The 18,837-nt window shown below is 44.8% G+C and carries 17 protein-coding genes; 4 read left to right on the top strand and 13 right to left on the bottom strand.

What is annotated here, in order from left to right:
- Nucleotides 1–3 precede the first annotated feature (3 nt).
- From pstA to GJB59_RS06185, 7 genes are all read right to left on the bottom strand, one after another.
- The gene (gene pstA / locus GJB59_RS06155) at nucleotides 4–882 is read right to left on the bottom strand and encodes a phosphate ABC transporter permease PstA (RefSeq protein ID WP_142827821.1); all 879 of its coding nucleotides are present in this window, start codon (nucleotides 880–882) and stop codon (nucleotides 4–6) included.
- A 1-nt stretch (nucleotide 883) separates the two neighbouring features.
- On the bottom strand, nucleotides 884–1,810 hold the full coding sequence (pstC, locus tag GJB59_RS06160; protein WP_142827820.1) for a phosphate ABC transporter permease subunit PstC: 927 nt from the start codon (nucleotides 1,808–1,810) through the stop codon (nucleotides 884–886).
- 71 nt (nucleotides 1,811–1,881) lie between these two features.
- On the bottom strand, nucleotides 1,882–2,844 hold the full coding sequence (locus GJB59_RS06165; RefSeq protein WP_142827819.1) for a PstS family phosphate ABC transporter substrate-binding protein: 963 nt from the start codon (nucleotides 2,842–2,844) through the stop codon (nucleotides 1,882–1,884).
- A gap of 173 nt (nucleotides 2,845–3,017) precedes the next feature.
- Complete coding sequence (locus GJB59_RS06170; protein ID WP_142827818.1) at nucleotides 3,018–5,195, bottom strand: peptidoglycan D,D-transpeptidase FtsI family protein; 2,178 nt, start codon at nucleotides 5,193–5,195, stop codon at nucleotides 3,018–3,020.
- A gap of 113 nt (nucleotides 5,196–5,308) precedes the next feature.
- Nucleotides 5,309–5,917, bottom strand: coding sequence for a superoxide dismutase SodA (gene sodA / locus GJB59_RS06175; protein ID WP_142827817.1), 609 nt, complete (start codon nucleotides 5,915–5,917; stop codon nucleotides 5,309–5,311).
- 154 nt (nucleotides 5,918–6,071) lie between these two features.
- A complete protein-coding gene (locus GJB59_RS06180) occupies nucleotides 6,072–6,551 on the bottom strand; it encodes a DUF456 domain-containing protein (RefSeq protein ID WP_142827816.1) in 480 nt (159 codons plus the stop codon).
- Between the two features lie 261 nt (nucleotides 6,552–6,812).
- Nucleotides 6,813–8,444 (bottom strand): Na/Pi cotransporter family protein, encoded by a 1,632-nt coding sequence (locus tag GJB59_RS06185; protein ID WP_142827815.1) that lies wholly within the window; start codon nucleotides 8,442–8,444, stop codon nucleotides 6,813–6,815.
- 163 nt (nucleotides 8,445–8,607) lie between these two features.
- Here GJB59_RS06185 and GJB59_RS06190 point away from each other — a divergent pair, with 163 nt between their 5' ends.
- The 3 genes from GJB59_RS06190 to GJB59_RS06200 all read left to right on the top strand — a co-directional run bounded on the left by GJB59_RS06190 (nucleotide 8,608) and on the right by GJB59_RS06200 (nucleotide 11,040).
- Complete coding sequence (locus GJB59_RS06190; protein ID WP_236015453.1) at nucleotides 8,608–9,132, top strand: DUF1189 family protein; 525 nt, start codon at nucleotides 8,608–8,610, stop codon at nucleotides 9,130–9,132.
- 182 nt (nucleotides 9,133–9,314) lie between these two features.
- A complete protein-coding gene (gene ispG, locus GJB59_RS06195) occupies nucleotides 9,315–10,436 on the top strand; it encodes a flavodoxin-dependent (E)-4-hydroxy-3-methylbut-2-enyl-diphosphate synthase (RefSeq protein WP_142827814.1) in 1,122 nt (373 codons plus the stop codon).
- Nucleotides 10,437–10,449: 13 nt separating this feature from the next.
- Entirely contained in the window at nucleotides 10,450–11,040 is a 591-nt protein-coding gene (locus GJB59_RS06200; protein WP_142827813.1) for a hypothetical protein, read from the top strand.
- A 45-nt stretch (nucleotides 11,041–11,085) separates the two neighbouring features.
- Here the strand turns inward: GJB59_RS06200 and GJB59_RS06205 are convergent, their stop codons facing one another.
- The 5 genes from GJB59_RS06205 to GJB59_RS06225 all read right to left on the bottom strand — a co-directional run bounded on the left by GJB59_RS06205 (nucleotide 11,086) and on the right by GJB59_RS06225 (nucleotide 15,511).
- Nucleotides 11,086–11,496: a Fur family transcriptional regulator gene (locus GJB59_RS06205; RefSeq protein ID WP_142827812.1), complete on the bottom strand. Its 411-nt coding sequence runs from the start codon at nucleotides 11,494–11,496 to the stop codon at nucleotides 11,086–11,088.
- Complete coding sequence (locus tag GJB59_RS06210) at nucleotides 11,493–12,347, bottom strand: metal ABC transporter permease (RefSeq protein WP_142827811.1); 855 nt, start codon at nucleotides 12,345–12,347, stop codon at nucleotides 11,493–11,495. The genes GJB59_RS06205 and GJB59_RS06210 overlap by 4 nt, the downstream gene beginning before the upstream one ends.
- Nucleotides 12,344–13,111, bottom strand: coding sequence for a metal ABC transporter ATP-binding protein (locus tag GJB59_RS06215; RefSeq protein WP_142827810.1), 768 nt, complete (start codon nucleotides 13,109–13,111; stop codon nucleotides 12,344–12,346). The genes GJB59_RS06210 and GJB59_RS06215 overlap by 4 nt, the downstream gene beginning before the upstream one ends.
- Nucleotides 13,112–13,309: 198 nt before the next feature.
- Nucleotides 13,310–14,203: a deoxyribonuclease IV gene (locus tag GJB59_RS06220; RefSeq protein WP_142827809.1), complete on the bottom strand. Its 894-nt coding sequence runs from the start codon at nucleotides 14,201–14,203 to the stop codon at nucleotides 13,310–13,312.
- A 12-nt stretch (nucleotides 14,204–14,215) separates the two neighbouring features.
- Nucleotides 14,216–15,511 (bottom strand): DEAD/DEAH box helicase, encoded by a 1,296-nt coding sequence (locus GJB59_RS06225; protein ID WP_142827808.1) that lies wholly within the window; start codon nucleotides 15,509–15,511, stop codon nucleotides 14,216–14,218.
- Between the two features lie 130 nt (nucleotides 15,512–15,641).
- Between GJB59_RS06225 and GJB59_RS06230 the strand changes: the two genes are divergently transcribed.
- On the top strand, nucleotides 15,642–16,622 hold the full coding sequence (locus GJB59_RS06230; protein WP_142827807.1) for a 4-hydroxy-3-methylbut-2-enyl diphosphate reductase: 981 nt from the start codon (nucleotides 15,642–15,644) through the stop codon (nucleotides 16,620–16,622).
- 163 nt (nucleotides 16,623–16,785) lie between these two features.
- Here the strand turns inward: GJB59_RS06230 and GJB59_RS06235 are convergent, their stop codons facing one another.
- Nucleotides 16,786–18,426 carry a thiamine pyrophosphate-binding protein gene (locus GJB59_RS06235; protein ID WP_142827806.1) on the bottom strand — a complete coding sequence of 547 codons (1,641 nt, stop codon included), beginning with the start codon at nucleotides 18,424–18,426 and terminating at the stop codon, nucleotides 16,786–16,788.
- Between the last annotated feature and the right edge of the window lie 411 nt (nucleotides 18,427–18,837).

Raw genomic sequence — 18,837 nt, forward strand, 5'->3', positions numbered from 1 at the left:
CGTTTAGTAGCGTTTATCGAACTTGTTGCGAATGATGACGGCAATCGAATTCATGAACAGCAAAACTGCCATTAGCACGATGATTCCGGCTGCTGCCACCGCTTGGAACTCCGGCTGCGGACGGCTTGACCAATCATAGATTTGCATTGGCAAAGCAGTGAATGTGTCCATAACGCCTGCCGGCAAAAACTGAATGATGACCGGCACACCGATAACGATCAATGGCGCCGTTTCCCCGATGGCGCGTGACAGAGCCAAAATGCTTCCTGTCAAGATTCCTGGAATAGCAGCTGGCAGAATAATATTGACAATCGTCTGCCATTTTGTTGCGCCCATTCCGTAAGAAGCGTCGCGAAGCTCACCTGGAACTGCGCGGATCGCTTCTTGTGAGGCCACAATGATAACTGGCAGGATCAATAAACTCATCGTGAATCCTGCTGCTAAAATGCTGTTGCCCAGTGCCATTGCACGAACGAATATGGTCAATCCAAGCAATCCAAACACGACCGATGGAACGCCTGCAAGGTTTGAGATATTCATGCGGATAAAGCTGGTGATGCGGTTTTGCTTAGCGTATTCCTCTAAATAGATAGCCGATCCGACACCTAAAATGATCGATGTAGGCGCAACTACCATCATCAGCCAAAGCGAGCCGATCAGAGCCGCTTTAATGCCTGCCTGATCCGGGAAACGGGAAGCAAAGTTGGTCAGGAAATCAATTGATAAATTTCCGGCTCCTTGCGATACAATCCGGAAAAGCAAAATGACCAATGCCAATAATGCCAATAAAGTAGCTGCAAGGAAAATATATTTAAAGATGGCGTTGGCAATCAATCTGCCATTCATCCGTTTGACGACTGTTTGTTGTTCGATATATCTCATATTAATATTCCTCCCTGAAACGTTTGGATACGTAGCCGGCAAGGATGTTCATAGCCATGGTGAAGAGGAAGAGCGTGAATCCTACCGCGTATATGGAATAGTAGATTGTTGTTCCGTATCCGGCATCCCCTTTTGATACTTGTACAATGTAGGCTGTCATGGTCTGGATCGAACCGGTAAAGTCGCCGTCAAATCGTGGCGTCGACCCTGCCGCAAGCGATACGATCATTGTTTCCCCGATTGCTCTGGATACTGCCAAAACTATGGATGCTACAATACCTGAAAGTGCTGCTGGTATGGTGATTTTCCAGGCCACTTCAAACTTTGTCGACCCCATTGCCAAAGCCCCTTCACGAATGCTTTTGGGTACTGAAGACATAGCATCTTCCGATAACGAAGCAATCATTGGGATGATCATGATTCCTACGACAATACCAGGCGAAATGGCGTTAAAGATTTTAATTTCCGGAAAAACTGCCTGAAGAACCGGTGTTACAAATGTTAATGCGAAAAAGCCATAAACAATTGTCGGCACACCTGCAAGTATTTCAAGAATCGGTTTTATTACACGCCGCACATTCTCACTGGCGTATTCACTCAAGTAAATCGCTGCTGAAATGCCGATCGGCACAGCTACGATGATCGCAATTGCCGTTATTTTCAGCGTACCGATGATCAATGGCCAAATGCCGAACTGGGCTTCATTAGTAGAGAATGGCAGCCAAGTTGTACCGGTAATAAAATCAAAAAAAGGAACACGCGTAAAGAATGTGATGGTTTCAAATATTAATGTTAAAACAATCCCGATAGATGTCAAAACTGAAACAGAAGCAATTAAAAATAAAATAAACGGGATAATCTTTTCGATTATCTTTTTGTTTTTCTTGCCTTTCGACTGCGCGATCATTTCCTGCACAGATGGTCGCATATAGAATCCCCTTTCAACCGCAAAAGGCGAGCAGTGGCTGCTCACCCTTAGACTGGACTAAACTTTGATATTTATTCTTTTAAAGCTTCAAGATCTGCCAAACCTGATTCGTAGTCTTCCTCATTTAATGCTACATAACCTACTGCTTGTGCCATTTCACCAGAATTTTCAATTGTGTATTGCATAAAATCGTACATTGCGTCATTTTCGCTAATTGATGAGTTTTTCGCATATACGAAAAGCGGACGTGATAATGGTGCATACTCGCCGGATTCGATTGTCTCATCATTTGGCTCAATTCCATCGATTGGAACTAATTTCAAAGTATCCTGGTTAGCGATATAGTACGCGTAGCCGAAGAATCCGATTGCATTAGGATCACCCTGGATTCCCTGCACTAAAGTGTTGTCATCCTCTGAAAGCGTAGCTGAGCTGACAATGTCTTCTTCTTCAAGGATCACTTCGTTAAAGTAATCGTAAGTTCCTGAAGCAGTTCCCGGTGCGTAGAAGACAATTTCTTCTTCTGGCCATTCTGGATCGATGTCAGACCACATTTTCGTTGTGCCATCTTCCACCCATAGTTGCTTCAGCTGATCTACTGTCAGGTTATCTACAAAGTCATTTTCCTGGTTTACTACTACAGACAGGCCATCATATGCCAACAGGAATTCGGTATACTCGATTCCAGCTTCTTCAAGCGCTGCAATCTCTTCTTCCTCTATAGGACGCGATGCGTTTGAGAAATCAGTTTCACCAGCTACAAATTTCTCGAAGCCTCCGCCTGTACCGGAAACACCTACGGTAACTTGAACGTCTGGCTGAGCTCCTGCATATTCTTCAACAAGGCCCTCAAGAATCGGTGCTACGGTAGAAGATCCATCACCAATTACTGATCCTTCGACAGTTGCTTCTTCTCCAGCAGTGCCAGAACCTGTTTCTTCTGTTTCAGTACCAGTGTCTGTTCCTCCACATGCACCGAGAATTAAAGCCGAACCAAGAATAGTAGATGCCATTGCGAATTTCCAATTTCTCATTGCATTGTTTCCCCCTAAAGTTTATGTTTGTTTTGTTTACATCCCTTACTATAAACAGTATTTGTTGAGGACATATAAAGGCAATGTTAAGAAATTGTAAATCGGTATTTTTACTATTAAAAAAGCCCTAAGATAAAATCCTCTGCATGAGGATTTTATCTTAGGGCATTGTTCTACTCGCCTTCTACAACAACTGAATCGCTGTAAGGCTCTTTTATTAAGTTGGATGCTGAATCGGCTTCCTTGTTTTTCAACTCAAAGTACTTGTCAGCTGCCGCACGGGCGATTTCGTTATTGGCTCTTGGTACATTTTCTGGATCGGTTGTAACATAAGGAATCACCACAGCATATGCAATTTCTGGGTTGTCATATGGCGCATAGCCGACATGCGCGATGTTGATGGCATATTGGCCATTCATTTCATGGTCTTTTTCATAGAAATATACTTCGGCTGTTCCAGTTTTCCCGGCTGCAGTATAAGGTGCATCACTGAATTGCGCACGCGCCGAACCGGAATTTCCTATATATACATTGCGCATGCCTGTCTGGACCTGATCGATTTCTTCTTGTGTATTGTTGATCCGATTCAAAATCTTAGGCTCAACGATGGTTTCAATCGGACCAAGCGACTCTCCGTCCGTAGAAGCTGCCCGTATTTCTTTAACTACATGCGGCTCCATTCGGTATCCGTCGTTTGCAATCGTCGAGATATACTGTGCCAGCTGCAAGGGCGTATAGGTGTCAAACTGGCCGATGGCTAAATCGAGAAGTTTGGCTCCCGGAGAAGTGCCGCCCAGATAACCCGTTGCTTCGTTCGGCAAATCGATTCCTGTTTTAACGCCAAGTCCGAATTGCGCAAACGAATTGCGCATGACATCGAAACTTTCCGGAGCTATATACAAGCCCCGATTGTATTGGTATTCCGCTTCAGCTATTTCCATGGCAATCTTAAACATATAAACGTTGGATGAACGCTCGATGGCCATAACATCCGACATCGGTATGCGATTGAATAGCTGCGTATTGAAAATCGAATTTTTTTGCGCCGTTCCAGCAAATTTCAGCGGTTCATCTATTAGGACTTCATCCAATTCGACGGCATCTTCGGCATAACCAGTTAATAACGTTGCACCCTTAATTGTCGAGCCCATTTCATGAGAAGCTGTGAATGTGCCGAAAGCATAATCATTGATGATTTGCTGGCCATCTTCATCTTCGCCGATGCGCTTTCCTACCATAGAAAGAACTTCCCCTGTTTGCGGATCCATCATGACCAAGTAGGCATCTTTCACCAGTTTTGAACTTGGGCCAGCTTTCAGTTGAATAAGCTTGTCTTCCACTATTTTTTCCAGTTCACTCTGTAATTCACTGTCGATCGAAAGAACAAGATCCTTTCCAGCTTGGCCTTCATCCACAGGAACGGTTTCAATGACACTTCCTTTGCCATCTGTTACATTTTTGACGACCGATTTCTGGCCCTGCAGTACTTCCTCATACTGCTGTTCCAAAAAGCTGGTGCCGACACGGTCATTGCGTGAATAGTCCCGTGCCAAATAGTAGTCAAGCTTGTTGGCCGGGATTCCGGTTTCCGGGGTTGTCGTGCTCCCCAGTATCGTCAAGTCGCTCGTTTTGAGCCGCTTCCAGTCTGTTACCGTATTGACGCCTTTAAGGTTCGGGTCTGTCAGACGTTCCGAGACCCGTGCAAACTCTTCATCTGTCACGCCCTCATTTTTGATCATCTGCGGTGCCAGTGCATAGCCGGACGTCATCTCTCGATATATGGCCAACACTTCCAACTCTTCGGCACTTATACTGGCGAGCTCTTCATCCGTAATTTTCTCTCTGACCAGTGCATCGAGCTTTCGCTGTTTTTCCGGCTCTGTAATATCTTCTGCAGCGATTGCGGCTTTTTCTTCATCTGTCACTTTTTCGTTGGCACTTTCAGTATTTAATTGTATATAGAAGTCCTGTTTATCCCGGAGCGTCACTTTGTCATCGTCTTTTTCAATCAATGTGGCCAATTCTTTAGCCACTGTCAGCATTTCTTCTCTTTTGGTCGTCTGCATTGCGGTATACGTAATGGCATTAACCGGCGTGTTGTCGACCTGAATTCGGCCTTCGCTGTCAAAGATGCGCCCTCTCGGCACACTGGTGTTGACAGGTACTTCCTCTGTTCTGGCAATAGCGCGCGCATAGTCTTCCCCTTTAACAATTTGAAGAAAACCCAGACGCAGAATGAGAACAGAAAACAACAAAAAGATAGTGAAAAAGAGGATATTCATCCGAAAGACAGTATTGGACTGCAGTTTCACTCGTGCAAGTGAAACCCGTCTTTTTTGAGGCGGTTTCATAAGATGTTTGCTCCTTTCGCAAAAAAATATCCATTTACCAGTATATCACCACATAAAAAAAACACACACTTTTTCAGACGAAAAAGTGTGTGCAAAGTTTCAATTATTGACAATTATTTTGCAGTTTCGTAGCGGTTTGAAACTTCTTCCCAGTTTACAACGTTCCAAAATGCGTTGATGTAGTCTGGACGTTTGTTTTGGTATTTCAAGTAGTAAGCATGCTCCCAAACATCCAGTCCAAGCAATGGCGTTTTGCCTTCCATCAATGGAGAGTCCTGGTTAGGAGTCGATGTAATTTCAAGTTCTCCGTTTGAAAGAACCAGCCAAGCCCAGCCTGAACCAAAACGAGTTTTGCCGGCAGCAGCGAACTTTTCTTTGAATTCGTCAAAGCTTCCGAACTTGCTGTTGATAGCTTCGCCTAAAGCGCCTGTCGGGTTGCCCCCGCCGCTTGGAGATAAAAGCTTCCAGAACAATGAGTGGTTAGCATGTCCGCCGCCGTTGTTGCGGACAGCAGTACGTGCAGCTTCAGGAACTGAATCCAAATCAGAAATCAATTCTTCGATTGATTTTGACGCAAGATCGTCGTGGCCTTCTAATGCCGCGTTTACGTTTGTAATGTACGTGTTATGGTGCTTCGTGTGGTGGATGTTCATCGTTTCTTTGTCGATGTGTGGTTCAAGTGCGTCATACGCGTAAGGTAATTCTGGTAATTCATATGCCATGATTAAATTCCTCCTTGAGTCTATTGGTCTACCTTCTTAGCCTATCAAAATTTTCAGACCTACACAAACATAATGCACGGCAAATCCTGTTATTCAGACCTTTGACTGATTTCTCCTGATTTAACAGCACATGGAACTTTGCAGAAAAACCAATTTAAATGGTGAAGAAGAAAATCGCGACCATGACAATCTGAATAATTCCCTTTGTGAAGACGGAAGTGATAAAACCGACAACCGAACCGATACCGGACATGAATGACTTTTTTAAAGAAGATTTATTGAACAAGATTTCCGCAATGATGGCACCAACGAATGGTCCGATCAAAATACCGATGATCGGCAGAACAAATGGACCGATGATCAGGCCGATTGTGCTGCCCCAAAGCCCTGCTCTTGAGCCACCGAATTTTTTGACGCCAAAAGCATTGGCTACGGCGTCTGCTCCGAACAGCAAAATGACGAACAGGCTTTGGATTGCCCAAAACCACCAAGGCAAATCACTAAAGCTGAAAAACAGTCCGTACATGACAAAACCGCCAAAGACGAAAAGCACTGCAGGAATGATCGGGTAAATCAGGCCAACAAAACCAATTACAAAGCATAGCAGGATGACAATCCAGCCGATAACTTCCATCTGTATTCCTCCCCATAAAAAAAGCTCTCTTCCATCGTGCCCTACATTTTTTAAAATGTAAAGCGAGATGAAGGAGAGTCTTTCTTTAATGTAATTCGGTAATTTGAAGCGTTTGGATTGGTGCATCCGCTTTTCTTTGTCTAGACTTCAGCAGCCAGATTCTAGCGTCATAGGACACTCCCGCTGTGCGGCTGAAAAGATGCCGCTTCGCCGGAGTGGATTATGCCCGTCGAATCTACATGGCTGCTTACGCTTTTCTAGTTAAGCACGGTTGCCCAGGATGGCTTCTGCAATATTTACTGAATGGTCGCCGATTCGTTCCAGGTTGCTGACGATATCGACGAAAACAATACCAGCTTGAGCTGTACATGCGCCGTCATTCAAGCGCAAAATATGCTTTTTGCGGAATTTGCGTTCCATTTTGTCAATCAGGTCTTCTTGTTCAGCTACTTCACGAGCCAGTTCGTGGCTTGTTGTGTTTAACGCACTCAGCGCTTTTTCAACAGTGGCAATCGTCAATGTGAACATTTCTGTTAAATCTTCCATTGCATCTTCCGTGATTTTCACTTTGTTGTTTTCCTGATAATCAACCAATTCGATGATGTTTTCAAAATGGTCGCCAATCCGTTCAATGTCACGAACTGTTTCCATCAGCATTGTATGGCGAGTTGAATCGGCTGCTGAAATGGATTCTGCTGAAATTAACACCAGGTAATCCGTGATTTTGCTGTCAAGATTATTAATGGCATCTTCCAGCTGATAGCCCATTTCTGCGTGTTTTTTGCTCTTTGTCATCAAATACGAATAAGTTTCCTGCAGACCTTGGACTGAATAGGCACCCATGCGCAGGATTTCTTCTTTTGCCTGTCCAAGCGCAATCGAAGGAGATTGTTCGATAAAATGGATATCGAGATGCTTCGGTTTAAATTCGATCAGGACTTCCTCACCTGGTATGGCTTTTGTCACCAGGTAAGCCCAGGCACCGATCAACGGAAATTGAATAAGTGTATTCGCTACGTTAAATGAACCATGCGCAAAGGCAATCTGCATCATCGGCTCTAACGATAATACCCTAGCGATCCATTCTACATAAGCAGTAAAAGGAACCAGTAAAATTAAGAAAATGACCGACCCGACAATATTGAACAGGACGTGCACTGCTGCCGCACGGCGCGCAGCAATGGAAGTACCCAATGCTGCAAGCACTGCAGTAATGGTTGTACCGATATTGTCACCGAATAGGATAGGCAAAGATGCTGCAAGGGTCAGAATGTTTTCATCGTATAGACCCTGCAAGATTGCGATCGTACCGCTGGAGCTTTGGACAATCAACGTGAAGACTGTACCAACAACAACTCCCAAAATCGGAAATTCGCTTAAACTGATCGTCAAATCGATAAAGGCCGGCAATTCACGAAGCGGCTTCATGCCCCCGCTCATCAATTCCATCCCGTAGAAAAGTCCGCCGAAACCGAAAATAACTTGGCCGATGTTCTGAATTTGATTTTTCTTGAAGAAGAAAATCATTCCGGCTCCGATTGCCATGATTGGCAATGCATAAGCTCCTACATCCAACCCGATGATAAAGGCAGTCACTGTCGTCCCAATGTTCGCTCCCATAATGACACCAATCGCTTGTCTCAATGTCATAAATCCGGCACTAACCAGTCCAACCACTATTACGGTAGTACCTGAACTTGATTGGATTAAGATGGTAACGATAATCCCGACCAGTACACCCATGAATGGATTGGTTGTAAAGCGATCCAGGATGTCGCGAAGTTTGTCGCCCGCTGCTTTCTGCAAAGCGTCACCCATAAATTTAATTGAGAAAAGGAAAATCCCTAATCCACCGAAAAAGGAAAAGAGGATTTCTTGCCAGTTCATTTCCACGATACTTATTCAACTCCTAAATTTTCATATTCACACCTAACCTATTATGAATAGTTTACTAAGATTTTGTAAACACCTTTATTTAAAATTTACATTCCCGTAACAAAGCGACATTTTTTTCTTCTTCCCGCGTGGTACGATTATTGTAATAGAGGAAAGGAAGATGATCGTGAATATTTACCAATTATTCAAAGCGAGTTTAATGGAACCTAAAAAACAGGCAGCCGTCCGTATTATGGCAATCGGCAAAATAATACAGTTCGTTTTCCTCTTTATAGCCCTCTTGACCATTGTTTCTTTTATAGAATGGATTTTTGGTTTCGACACTGCCGCCGGCGGCATCGATGGGCTGATTGAGTTTGTGGAAGAAATCGAATGGCTGTTATATCCCTTCGCACTGGTGTTCCTGTTTGTTTCTACGACACTTTATCATTTCATTAAAATCAGCTTATTTGCATTGATTGCCCTGCTGATTTTGAATGCCAGAAAACGCCGCGGCGAATACCGCCATCTATGGAGAACTGCTGCTCTCAGTGTCACCGTCCCGACCCTGCTGGCATTTGCATTAAGCTTTTTCGATCTGGGATTGACCGTTTCGCTGGCAACCAGTGCTTTGACAATCCTCTATTTGTATTTGGCAATCGGCTATTATCCGAAAAAACCACCGATGCAAATGAAACAATCGTAAAGTTAATTTAATGTAAAGAAAGCTGGGAATCAGCCCTCTTTCTTGTCTTTTGGAGCGAGACACTGCTAAAATGGCTATAGGTAATGGAATAGAACCGACAACTTTCGGATATCCCGGCAATTGTTGGACAAACACAGATGAGCTGAAAGAACTGGCCATCATTAAAAAGGAGAGATTTTTTCATGAGCGAAATGACACACCGTTCAAACACACGCCCCGTAAAAGTCGGAGATTTGACGATTGGCGGCAGTAATGAATTGTTTATACAAAGTATGGCAACGACCAAAACCCACGATGTGGAAGCGACCGTAGCTGAAATCTTGCGCCTGGAAGAAGCAGGTTGCCAGATTGTCCGTGTAGCTTGCCCGGATGAACGCGCAGCTTATGCAATTGGCGCCATCAAAGAACGCATTAATATTCCATTAGTAGTGGATATTCATTTTGATTATAAATTGGCTTTGATCGCCATCGAACAAGGTGCCGACAAAATCCGCATTAACCCGGGCAACATCGGACGCCGCGAAAAAGTGGAAGCTGTAGTTAATGCGGCTAAAGCAAAAGGCATTCCAATTCGCATCGGTGTCAACGCCGGTTCACTGGAACGCAAAATTCTTGAAAAATATGGTTATCCAACTGCTGAAGGCATGGTTGAAAGTGCCCTTCATCACATCAAAATTTTAGAAGACCTTGATTTTCATGATATCATCGTTTCATTGAAAGCATCTGATGTCAGCCTGGCTGTTGAAGCCTATGAACTTGCTTCTAAAGCGTTCGACTATCCCTTGCACCTCGGGATCACGGAATCCGGCACTCTGTTTTCCGGTACCGTCAAAAGTGCTGCTGGCCTCGGCGCATTGTTCGCTAAAGGCATCGGCAATACACTGCGTGTATCACTGAGCGCTGATCCGGTTGAGGAAGTTAAAGTGGCTCGTGAAATGCTGAAGATCTTTGGCCTTTCCTCAAATGCCGCAACGTTGATTTCATGCCCGACATGCGGACGCATTGAAATTGACTTGATCACCATCGCCAACGAAGTGGAAGAATACATCTCCCACATCAAGGCACCATTAAAAGTCGCTGTATTAGGCTGCGCAGTCAATGGACCTGGCGAAGCACGCGAAGCTGACATCGGCATCGCTGGTGCACGCGGTGAAGGCCTGCTGTTTATGAAAGGCAAAACCGTCCGCAAAGTTCCTGAAGCGACGATGGTCGATGAGCTGAAAGTCGAAATCGATAAATTGGCGGAAGAATATTTTGCCAAGCAAGCTGCAGAAAAGAAAGAATTGGAACAACAACAAGCATAAGGTTGTGAGCAAAGTGAGATACCGTTTCGGAATAGACATTGATGGAACAGTGACATCCCCAACATCACTGATTCCTCATATAAACGAAAAGTTCAAAAGTGAACTGACATTGGACGATATTAAGGAATACGATTTGACCGCTGCCCTTCCCCATCTGGCACATGGCGAATTTTATTCATGGTTCCGGGATTCTGAACCGCGCATTTATGCGGCATCCCCGGTTTCGGAAAATGCCAAGAACATTTTGAATGACTGGAAAGACCAGTACGAGCTGTATTATATTTCTGCCAGAGGCGACAACGTCCGTGACGTCACCTTTGATTGGTTCGCAGAACACGCCATCGCTTATGACCACATTGAACTGATCGGCTCGCACAAAAAGATCGAAACAGCAAAGCGCCACAATGTCCATTTGTTCTTCGAGGACAAACACGACAATGCCGTGGAAATCGCTGAAGAGCTGGACATACCTGTTATTCTTTTTGATACGCCGTACAACCGTCAGCCGATTCCTGACAACGTCATCCGGGTTTATGATTGGCTGGAAGCGAACGAATGGGTCAAAAATGAATTCAGCATCCAAAAAACATTGAGCGGCAAATAAACGTACCAAATATAAAAGCGAGAGTGGAAAATTCCACTCTCGCTTTTATTTGCATTCGGGGCATTTCCCGTATATTTCAAACTTGTGGTTGGCAATTTCATATGCCGGCAACGCAGCTCCCAGCATATCCATCGGGCAAACCGGAATTTCTTTTATTTTGCCGCAGTCCATGCAGATAAAATGATGATGATGGTGATCGCTTTCGCATTGCATCCGGAAGTGGCGTTCGCCCGACAGCTCGGTTTCTTCCAGAATGCCCAGCGATACGAATGTCGCCAGATTACGGTATACCGTGTCATAGCTCATGCTCGGATAATCCTTCTGCATGACATCCAGCAAATCTCTTGCCGTCAAATAGCGTTCATCATTGGAAAACAACTCCAGAATCTGGTTGCGTTTTGAAGTTTCTTTATAGCCGTTGTCTTTCAGGATAGTCCATGCATTGGTTAAATTCATGCGATCGCTCCTTTTTTAAGTGAAACCATGATTTTTTTATAGGCAATGACCAGAAGCAACAGGAAAATGGACGTAACAACAATTGTGCCGCCCGGTGCCAAATCAAAATAAAAAGCAGTAACAAGGCCGGTGATGACGGAAACTTCACCGAAAATGATTGATAGAATAATGGTTTGCTTAAAACTTTTTGTTACCCGCATAGCGGTTGCAACCGGAATCGTCATCAATGATGACACCAGAAGGATGCCGACGATGCGCATCGAACCGGCAATGACCAGTGCCGTGACAATCATGAACATAAAATGAATCCACTTTGCAGGCAACCCGGAAGCCCGTGCATACTCATCGTCAAACGATAAGACGAACAATTCCTTGAAGAAAAAATAAATAAACGCCAATACGACGACGGCAATCCCAGCTACAATCAATAAGTCTTGTCTGCTGACTGCTGACACAGAGCCGAATAAATAGCCGAACAAGTCATTGGAGAATCCTTGTGCCAGCGAAATGAAAATCGCACCAAATCCGATGCCGGCTGACAAAATGATGGGAATCGCAAGTTCCTCGTAATGCTTATACAGGCTTCTCAACCGTTCAATCAGCACTGAACCCGCAACGGAAGCCGCAATACCGAGAAACAGCGGGTTTAAAAGTGCCAATGACGCTACACTCTGGCTCAAATACAGGCTTCCGGCAATTCCGGCAAGCGTGACATGGCTCAATGCATCCGCAATGAGGGAAAGCCTGCGGACAACGATAAATACACCGAGCAGCGGCGCGATGACCCCGATGATCAAACCAGCCGCAAAAGCATTTTGTAAAAATTCATAAGATAAAATAGCTTCAATCATGCATGGCTTCCCCCGATATGGTGAATTTTCCGGACAGAATGGCCGTACCACGCTTCGCGCTGTTCGTCGCTCATCGTGTGAAGCTGCTCTTTAAATCCGTGGAAATGAATGGTCTGGTTTAAACAGGCGACATGCGTGATCCGGTCTGTCACGGTATCCACATCGTGCGTCACCAGCACCAGCGTAATATTTTTGTCGCGGTTCAGCGAAGCCAGCATGTCATAAAATGCCTGGACATTCTGGTGATCCACCCCGACAGTCGGTTCATCCAGAATCAGGACTTTCGGTTTTGCCACCAGTGCACGGGCGATGAAAATGCGTTGCTGCTGGCCGCCTGACAGCTCACTGACGCTGCGGCCCATGAAGTCCTGCATGCCGACCGCTTCAAGCGCTTCTGCCACTTCTTGGTGTGCAGATTTTGGCAGGCGATGGAACAAACCGGTTTTTTTTGCCAGTCCCCCTGCTACAACTTCTTCCACAGTTGCAGGGAATCCTGAATTGAAGGAATTGGACTTCTGGGACACATAGCCGATCCACTCGCGATTTTTGAAGTTTTTTGCGTCCACACCGAAAAGTTCGATTTTCCCTTTGCTTGGCTTAATAAGCCCCAGCATGATTTTCAGCAAAGTGGATTTACCGGAACCGTTCGGACCTAAAATCGCCAAAAAATCGCCTTCTTCCACTTTCATGGAAATGTTATCGAGCGCTTTTGTTTGTTCATATTCAAAACTGATGTCTTTAATGTCAATTAATGGCGCGACCATTGTGCCGCCTCTTTTCTAATAATAATGATTACGATTTACCTTAAGAAAGTATAGTAGAGTTCACCGGTAATGTAAACAGATTGAGCTTAAATAACTTTCTGGTTTGCAGGGTGTTCTCAAATTGTTGAGAAATAAAAAATAAAAAGCTGAAGGCAGTCCCATAAAACTGGGTCCGTCTTCAACTTTAACATCCTAATCCTATAGTGGCGATTTCAAGTCTTCAATGGCGCCTGGTGAAAAGATGCCCGCTTTGAACATTTCGATTTCGAATGCATAAGGCGGTTTTTTGTTTTTAGCATCCAGTCCAACATAGGGCGTCTCGAGAATTTTTGGTACGTGCATAAGATCCCGGTGATGGACGATGCCATTCAAAGCCTCAAAGCCGATTTCACCAAAGCCGATGTTTTCGTGGCGGTCTTTGCCCGCTCCGCGAACATTTTTGCTGTCATTGATGTGCAGCACTTGGAGGCGCTCGATGCCGACAATTCGGTCGAATTCTTCCAACACTCCATCAAAATCCTCTTTGATGTTGTAGCCTGCGTCATGCGTATGGCAAGTATCAAAACAAACGGACAGACGCTCGTTGTGAGTTACGCCGTTGATGATTGCGGCGATTTCTTCAAAACTGCGTCCACATTCCGTCCCTTTGCCAGCCATCGTCTCAAGTGCGATATTGACGGGATGATCCTGCGTCAATACTTCATTCAAGCCTTCGATGATTTTGGCAATGCCTGCCTCTGCTCCGGCTCCGACATGGGCTCCGGGATGCAGAACGATTTGCCTTGCTCCCAGTGCTGCTGTCCGCTCAATTTCTTTTTGGAGAAATTCCACGCCATGCGCGAAAGTTTCGGGCTTTTGGGTATTCCCTAAATTGATGATATATGGCGCATGGACGACAATATTCGTTAAATTATTGGCAGCCATATGAGCAAGCCCCGCCTCAATATTCAACTCTTCAATCGGCTTACGGCGCGTATTTTGAGGGGCACCGGTATAGATCATGAAAGTCGACGCTCCGTAGGAAGCGGCTTCTTCACTTGCTGCAAGCAGCATCCCTTTGCCGCTCATTGATACGTGAGATCCTAATAGCATGAAACTATCTCCTTACTTTTTGCGATTTTTGCGTCGTTCCATTTTTTTGATTTCGTCCATTTTCCACTTCATTTTCTTTTTGTACATCGGTTTTACCGCTTTTGGCTTGTGAACCATTGTTTTCGCTTTCGCGTCCGCTTCGTTCACTTTTCTTGTCCGCGTCGTCCGGCTGTGGCGTTCTTTCAAATCCACAAACTCGCCTTTAACGATATCTTTTTGCTGGAAAGGAATGCCCATTTTTTCAATGCGGACAATGGCGTCATCGTCTTCCGGCTTGAACAATGTGATGGCTACACCTTTCATTCCTGCGCGAGCCGTACGGCCAACGCGGTGAATAAAGAATTCCAGGTCTTCCGGCAATTCGTAGTTGATGACGTGGCTGACGCCTTGAATATCAATTCCGCGTGCGGCAAGATCTGTCGCTACGATGTATTGATATTCCAAGTCGCGGATCTGGCGCATCATTTTGACGCGCTCACGCGGAGCCAAGTCACCATGTACACGGCCAACCCGGATGCCCTCTCTTGCCAATTGGTCTGCTACATAATCGGCGTTGGTGCGGGTATTGACGAAAATGATTGCCAAATAAGGATTGATGACTTTCATGACATCCTGCAGGCGCTCCATTTTCTTTTTGCTGCGGACAGGCACTAGGTAAAAGTCGAGGCCATCTGCAGTCGGACGCTTGTCCCCAATTTTCACGTGAACTGGTGACTCCATGTATTTTTTCAGGAACGGTTTTAATTTTTCTGGAATGGTTGCTGAAAAAACATACATTTCCAGTTTGTCCTGCATTTTTCCGGCTACCTGATCGATTTCTTCGATAAAGCCAAGGTCAAAAGCCAAGTCGGCTTCATCCACTACAAGAATTTTCCCTGTGTGTACCAATAGGGCATTTTCTTTTACCAAATCTTTCAGGCGTCCAGGTGTACCGATGACGATATGCGGCTGTGTTTTCAATTTGTTGATTGAACGTTGCTTGTCTGTTCCACCGATAAACGATTTCACTTCAATGCCGGATCCGACAACCAGTTTTTGCAACTCATTGAAGATCTGCGTTCCAAGTTCACGCGTCGGTGCTGCGATTACCGCCTGCACTTCCTGTTTGCTGACGTCGATGCGTTCTACGATCGGGATAATGAAACTATGCGTTTTACCAGTCCCTGTATGGGATTGGCCAATCGCACTTGAGCCTTTCAATATATGGGGCATCATTTCCTTTTGGATCGGTGTCGGTTCTGTAAACCCGAGTTTTTCTACCGCTTCCAATAGGAAGGGTTTGAATGGATATTCGTTGAATTTTGTCATGGGATAGAATTCCCTCCTTACGCTCTAGACATTATAGCATAAAATAATGCCTTTACGCGATGCAACTTTTGTAAACATGCGCCGTCTCCGTTATAATAAGTGTATGATTTTGAAAGGAGCGCGGTACTTGATGAAGGTTATGAAAATATCGCCAAGAGGATATTGCTACGGAGTGGTCGATGCCATGGTCATCGCGAAAAACGCTGCAATGGATGAAACATTGCCACGTCCCATTTATATACTAGGAATGATTGTCCACAATAAACATGTAACAGATGCATTTGAACAGGACGGCATTATCACATTGGACGGCACCAACCGCCTTGAAATTTTGGAGAAAGTGGAAACCGGCACCGTTATTTTCACGGCACACGGCGTTTCTCCGCAAGTACGCGAGCTGGCAAAGCGCAAAGGACTTGTTTCAATTGATGCAACTTGCCCGGACGTCACCGTGACACACGATTTGATTCGTGAAAAAACAGCTGACGGCTATCAGATCGTCTATATCGGCAAAAGCGGCCATCCGGAGCCGGAGGGCGCAATCGGCGTTGCCCCGCATATGGTCCATCTAGTGGAAACTGTTGAAGACGTCAACCGTTTGGAACTGGATTCTGACAAGATCATCGTCACCAACCAAACCACGATGAGCCAATGGGATGTTGTGGACATGATGAAACGGCTGAAGGAAAAGTTCCCGCATTCTGAAGTCCACAAGGAAATTTGCCTGGCAACTCAAGTTCGCCAGGAAGCTGTCGCTCAGCAAGCCGGAGAAGCGGATTTATTGATCGTCATCGGAGATCCGATGAGCAATAACTCCAATCGCTTGGCCCAGGTTTCCCAAGACATTGCAGGCACTCCTGCATACCGCATTTCCGATTTGTCCGAATTGAGGCTGGAATGGCTGGAAGGCGTTGAAACAGTCGGTATTACTGCAGGCGCTTCTACACCGACGCCAATCGTCAAAGAAGTCATGAAGTTTCTGGATCTTTTTGACCCGGCAGATCCAAGCACACATGCATTGACACGGTCTGTGCCGCTCAACAAGATTCTTCCAAAAATCAAGCACCCAAAACCATCGGAACGCATCGAGCCGTATCCTGTAGGTGAATAAAAAGAAGGCTGCCCCAAAAGTTAGTTTCCTGACTTTTGGCGGCAGCCTTCTTTTATGTCCTATATTTTCGAATTAAGAAATTTACCTGCTATAAAATCAGTGAAGAAACTATTCCTTAAATTTGGCTTAGATCAAACAGTTCAAAGAACGGCTTTTGTTCTTTCTATTTGCCAAAAGAAGATAAGAATTTAACTCTGTCTCCCATCGGCGGAATGCTGTTATCGACTAATGCTACTTCTAAGATTGCAGGGCCGTTTAAGTTCGTTAATGCAGCAAGCGCGTTTTGAGATATATCTTCCAAGGTTTCCACACGAAAACTCGGGATATTCATGGCTGCAGCCATTGCCGCAATATTGACTGGCTCTTGTTCGAAAGATGGGTGGGAGCGTTTGTATTGCAATGTATGTCCTTGGTACACCATCCCCAAACGTGCATTATTCATGACGATAAACAAAATAGGCAAATTATATTCTTTAGCCGTTAAGATTTCCATTCCATGCATAAAAAAGCAGCCATCTCCCGTTATTGCCACTACAGGTCGATCAGGTTCAGCGAGTTTAGAGCCAATTGCTGCGCTTAGCCCGCTCCCCATTGCTCCAAAATGCACATTGATATCAAATGTATCTTCTTCCAACACTTCCATGTCATGAATAACATAGGCCATAAACTCTCCTATATCAATGGTATAACGGGTAGAAGAAGGCAAGAATTCCTGCAATTTCCGCAAGACATTCCTTGTATTATATACCTCGACTGTTTCAGGCGCTGATTCTGGTTCGATCAACTTCATATTTGGCGGTCGCTTCAGCCCTCTTGTTTTGAGTTCTTCATTTAGCGCCTGTAAACTATCTGACATATCGCCAAGCATTGGAATGTCGACCGGATACTTTCGGTTAAATACTGTTGGATCAAAGTCAACTTGAATCACAAATCGGCCTTTCGCCAGGTTCGGGTTGTAATTACTTGTCGCGGTCTCACCTAGACTCGATCCGAGGACCAGCAGCGTCTCCGCATCTCCTTCATTCACTAACAAAGATGTCTGTTCTTTTCCGGCAAATCCAAAAACTCCAGCAAATAGCGGGTGATCTTCCCGGAAAAGACCTTTAGCAACAGGTGTCGCGACGATTGGCCATTGGAGCAATTCCGCAAGCTCTATTACTTGAGCTACCGAATTGCGAACCCCTTGCCCAGCGAAAATGATCCCATTTTTCTTTTGCATCAAATGGTCGGCTGTCTGTTTTACAATTGCTGGATCAACAAGTGGATGCCGCTCGATTTCCAGCGCCGGTATGGACACTTCTCCAACATCTCTCATTTGCACATCAATTGGCATGGCGACATGTACAGGGCCTGGTACTCCCGAGAGTGCAATTTTAGTTGCTTTTAAAATCTCACCCAATAAATCAGCTGAATCCAGCACAGTTACACTATACTTTGTCACAGATTGAAAGATTGCCTGAGCATCAAGCTCTTGAGAAGCATTCAATCCCATCGTACTGACCGGAACTGCCCCGGTCAAAAATAGAATGGGCAAGTGTTCCCGCATCGCATTAGCAGCTCCTGTCACCAAGTTAGTGCCGCCCGGTCCACTGCTGCCGATACAGACACTTAGCTTCTGCGAATATTTCGCATAGGAAGCCGCCATATAAGAGGCAGCTCCTTCGTGTTTTGTGACAATTGGCGTGATTTCAGGAAAATCGTATAGTTGATCATAAAAAGCATTGACCGAACCTGCAGGTATCCCGAACACATACTTAACACCGTTTTCCTCTAAAAATTCCAAAACAGAACGAATCGCTTTCATCCTATACCCACTCTCCATAAATATTGTTAGATACTGTAAATACTTCTAGTTAAATTCTTTTGACACCTTGAATAAACGGTCGATCGATTTCTTCCATTCATTTTTTATCCTAATTTTTGAAGTCCGCTACTCAATAATCACTCCCTGCTTCTCCATTTTCTTTAATAGGCTTTCTATTCACAATACTAAAAATAGTCTTATTTTCTCAATTTTAACATTTAAAACTGTATCTTTGCTACTAATTTTTTATATTTTATTGTGTAAGAGATCAACTGTAATTTTCCAAAATAAAATATAAGCAAGGATTTGAGGGTGCACTTATCTTAATAAAACCTGAAACTACTATCCCATTAAAGTTTTAAGTAGATTAAGCATGAAAAGCTGGTGGTTCCATTCCTGGTATGCTCACGC

Source organism: Planococcus soli, from assembly GCF_016881065.1.
In the GTDB taxonomy this organism is placed as follows: Bacteria; Bacillota; Bacilli; order Bacillales_A; family Planococcaceae; genus Planococcus; species Planococcus soli.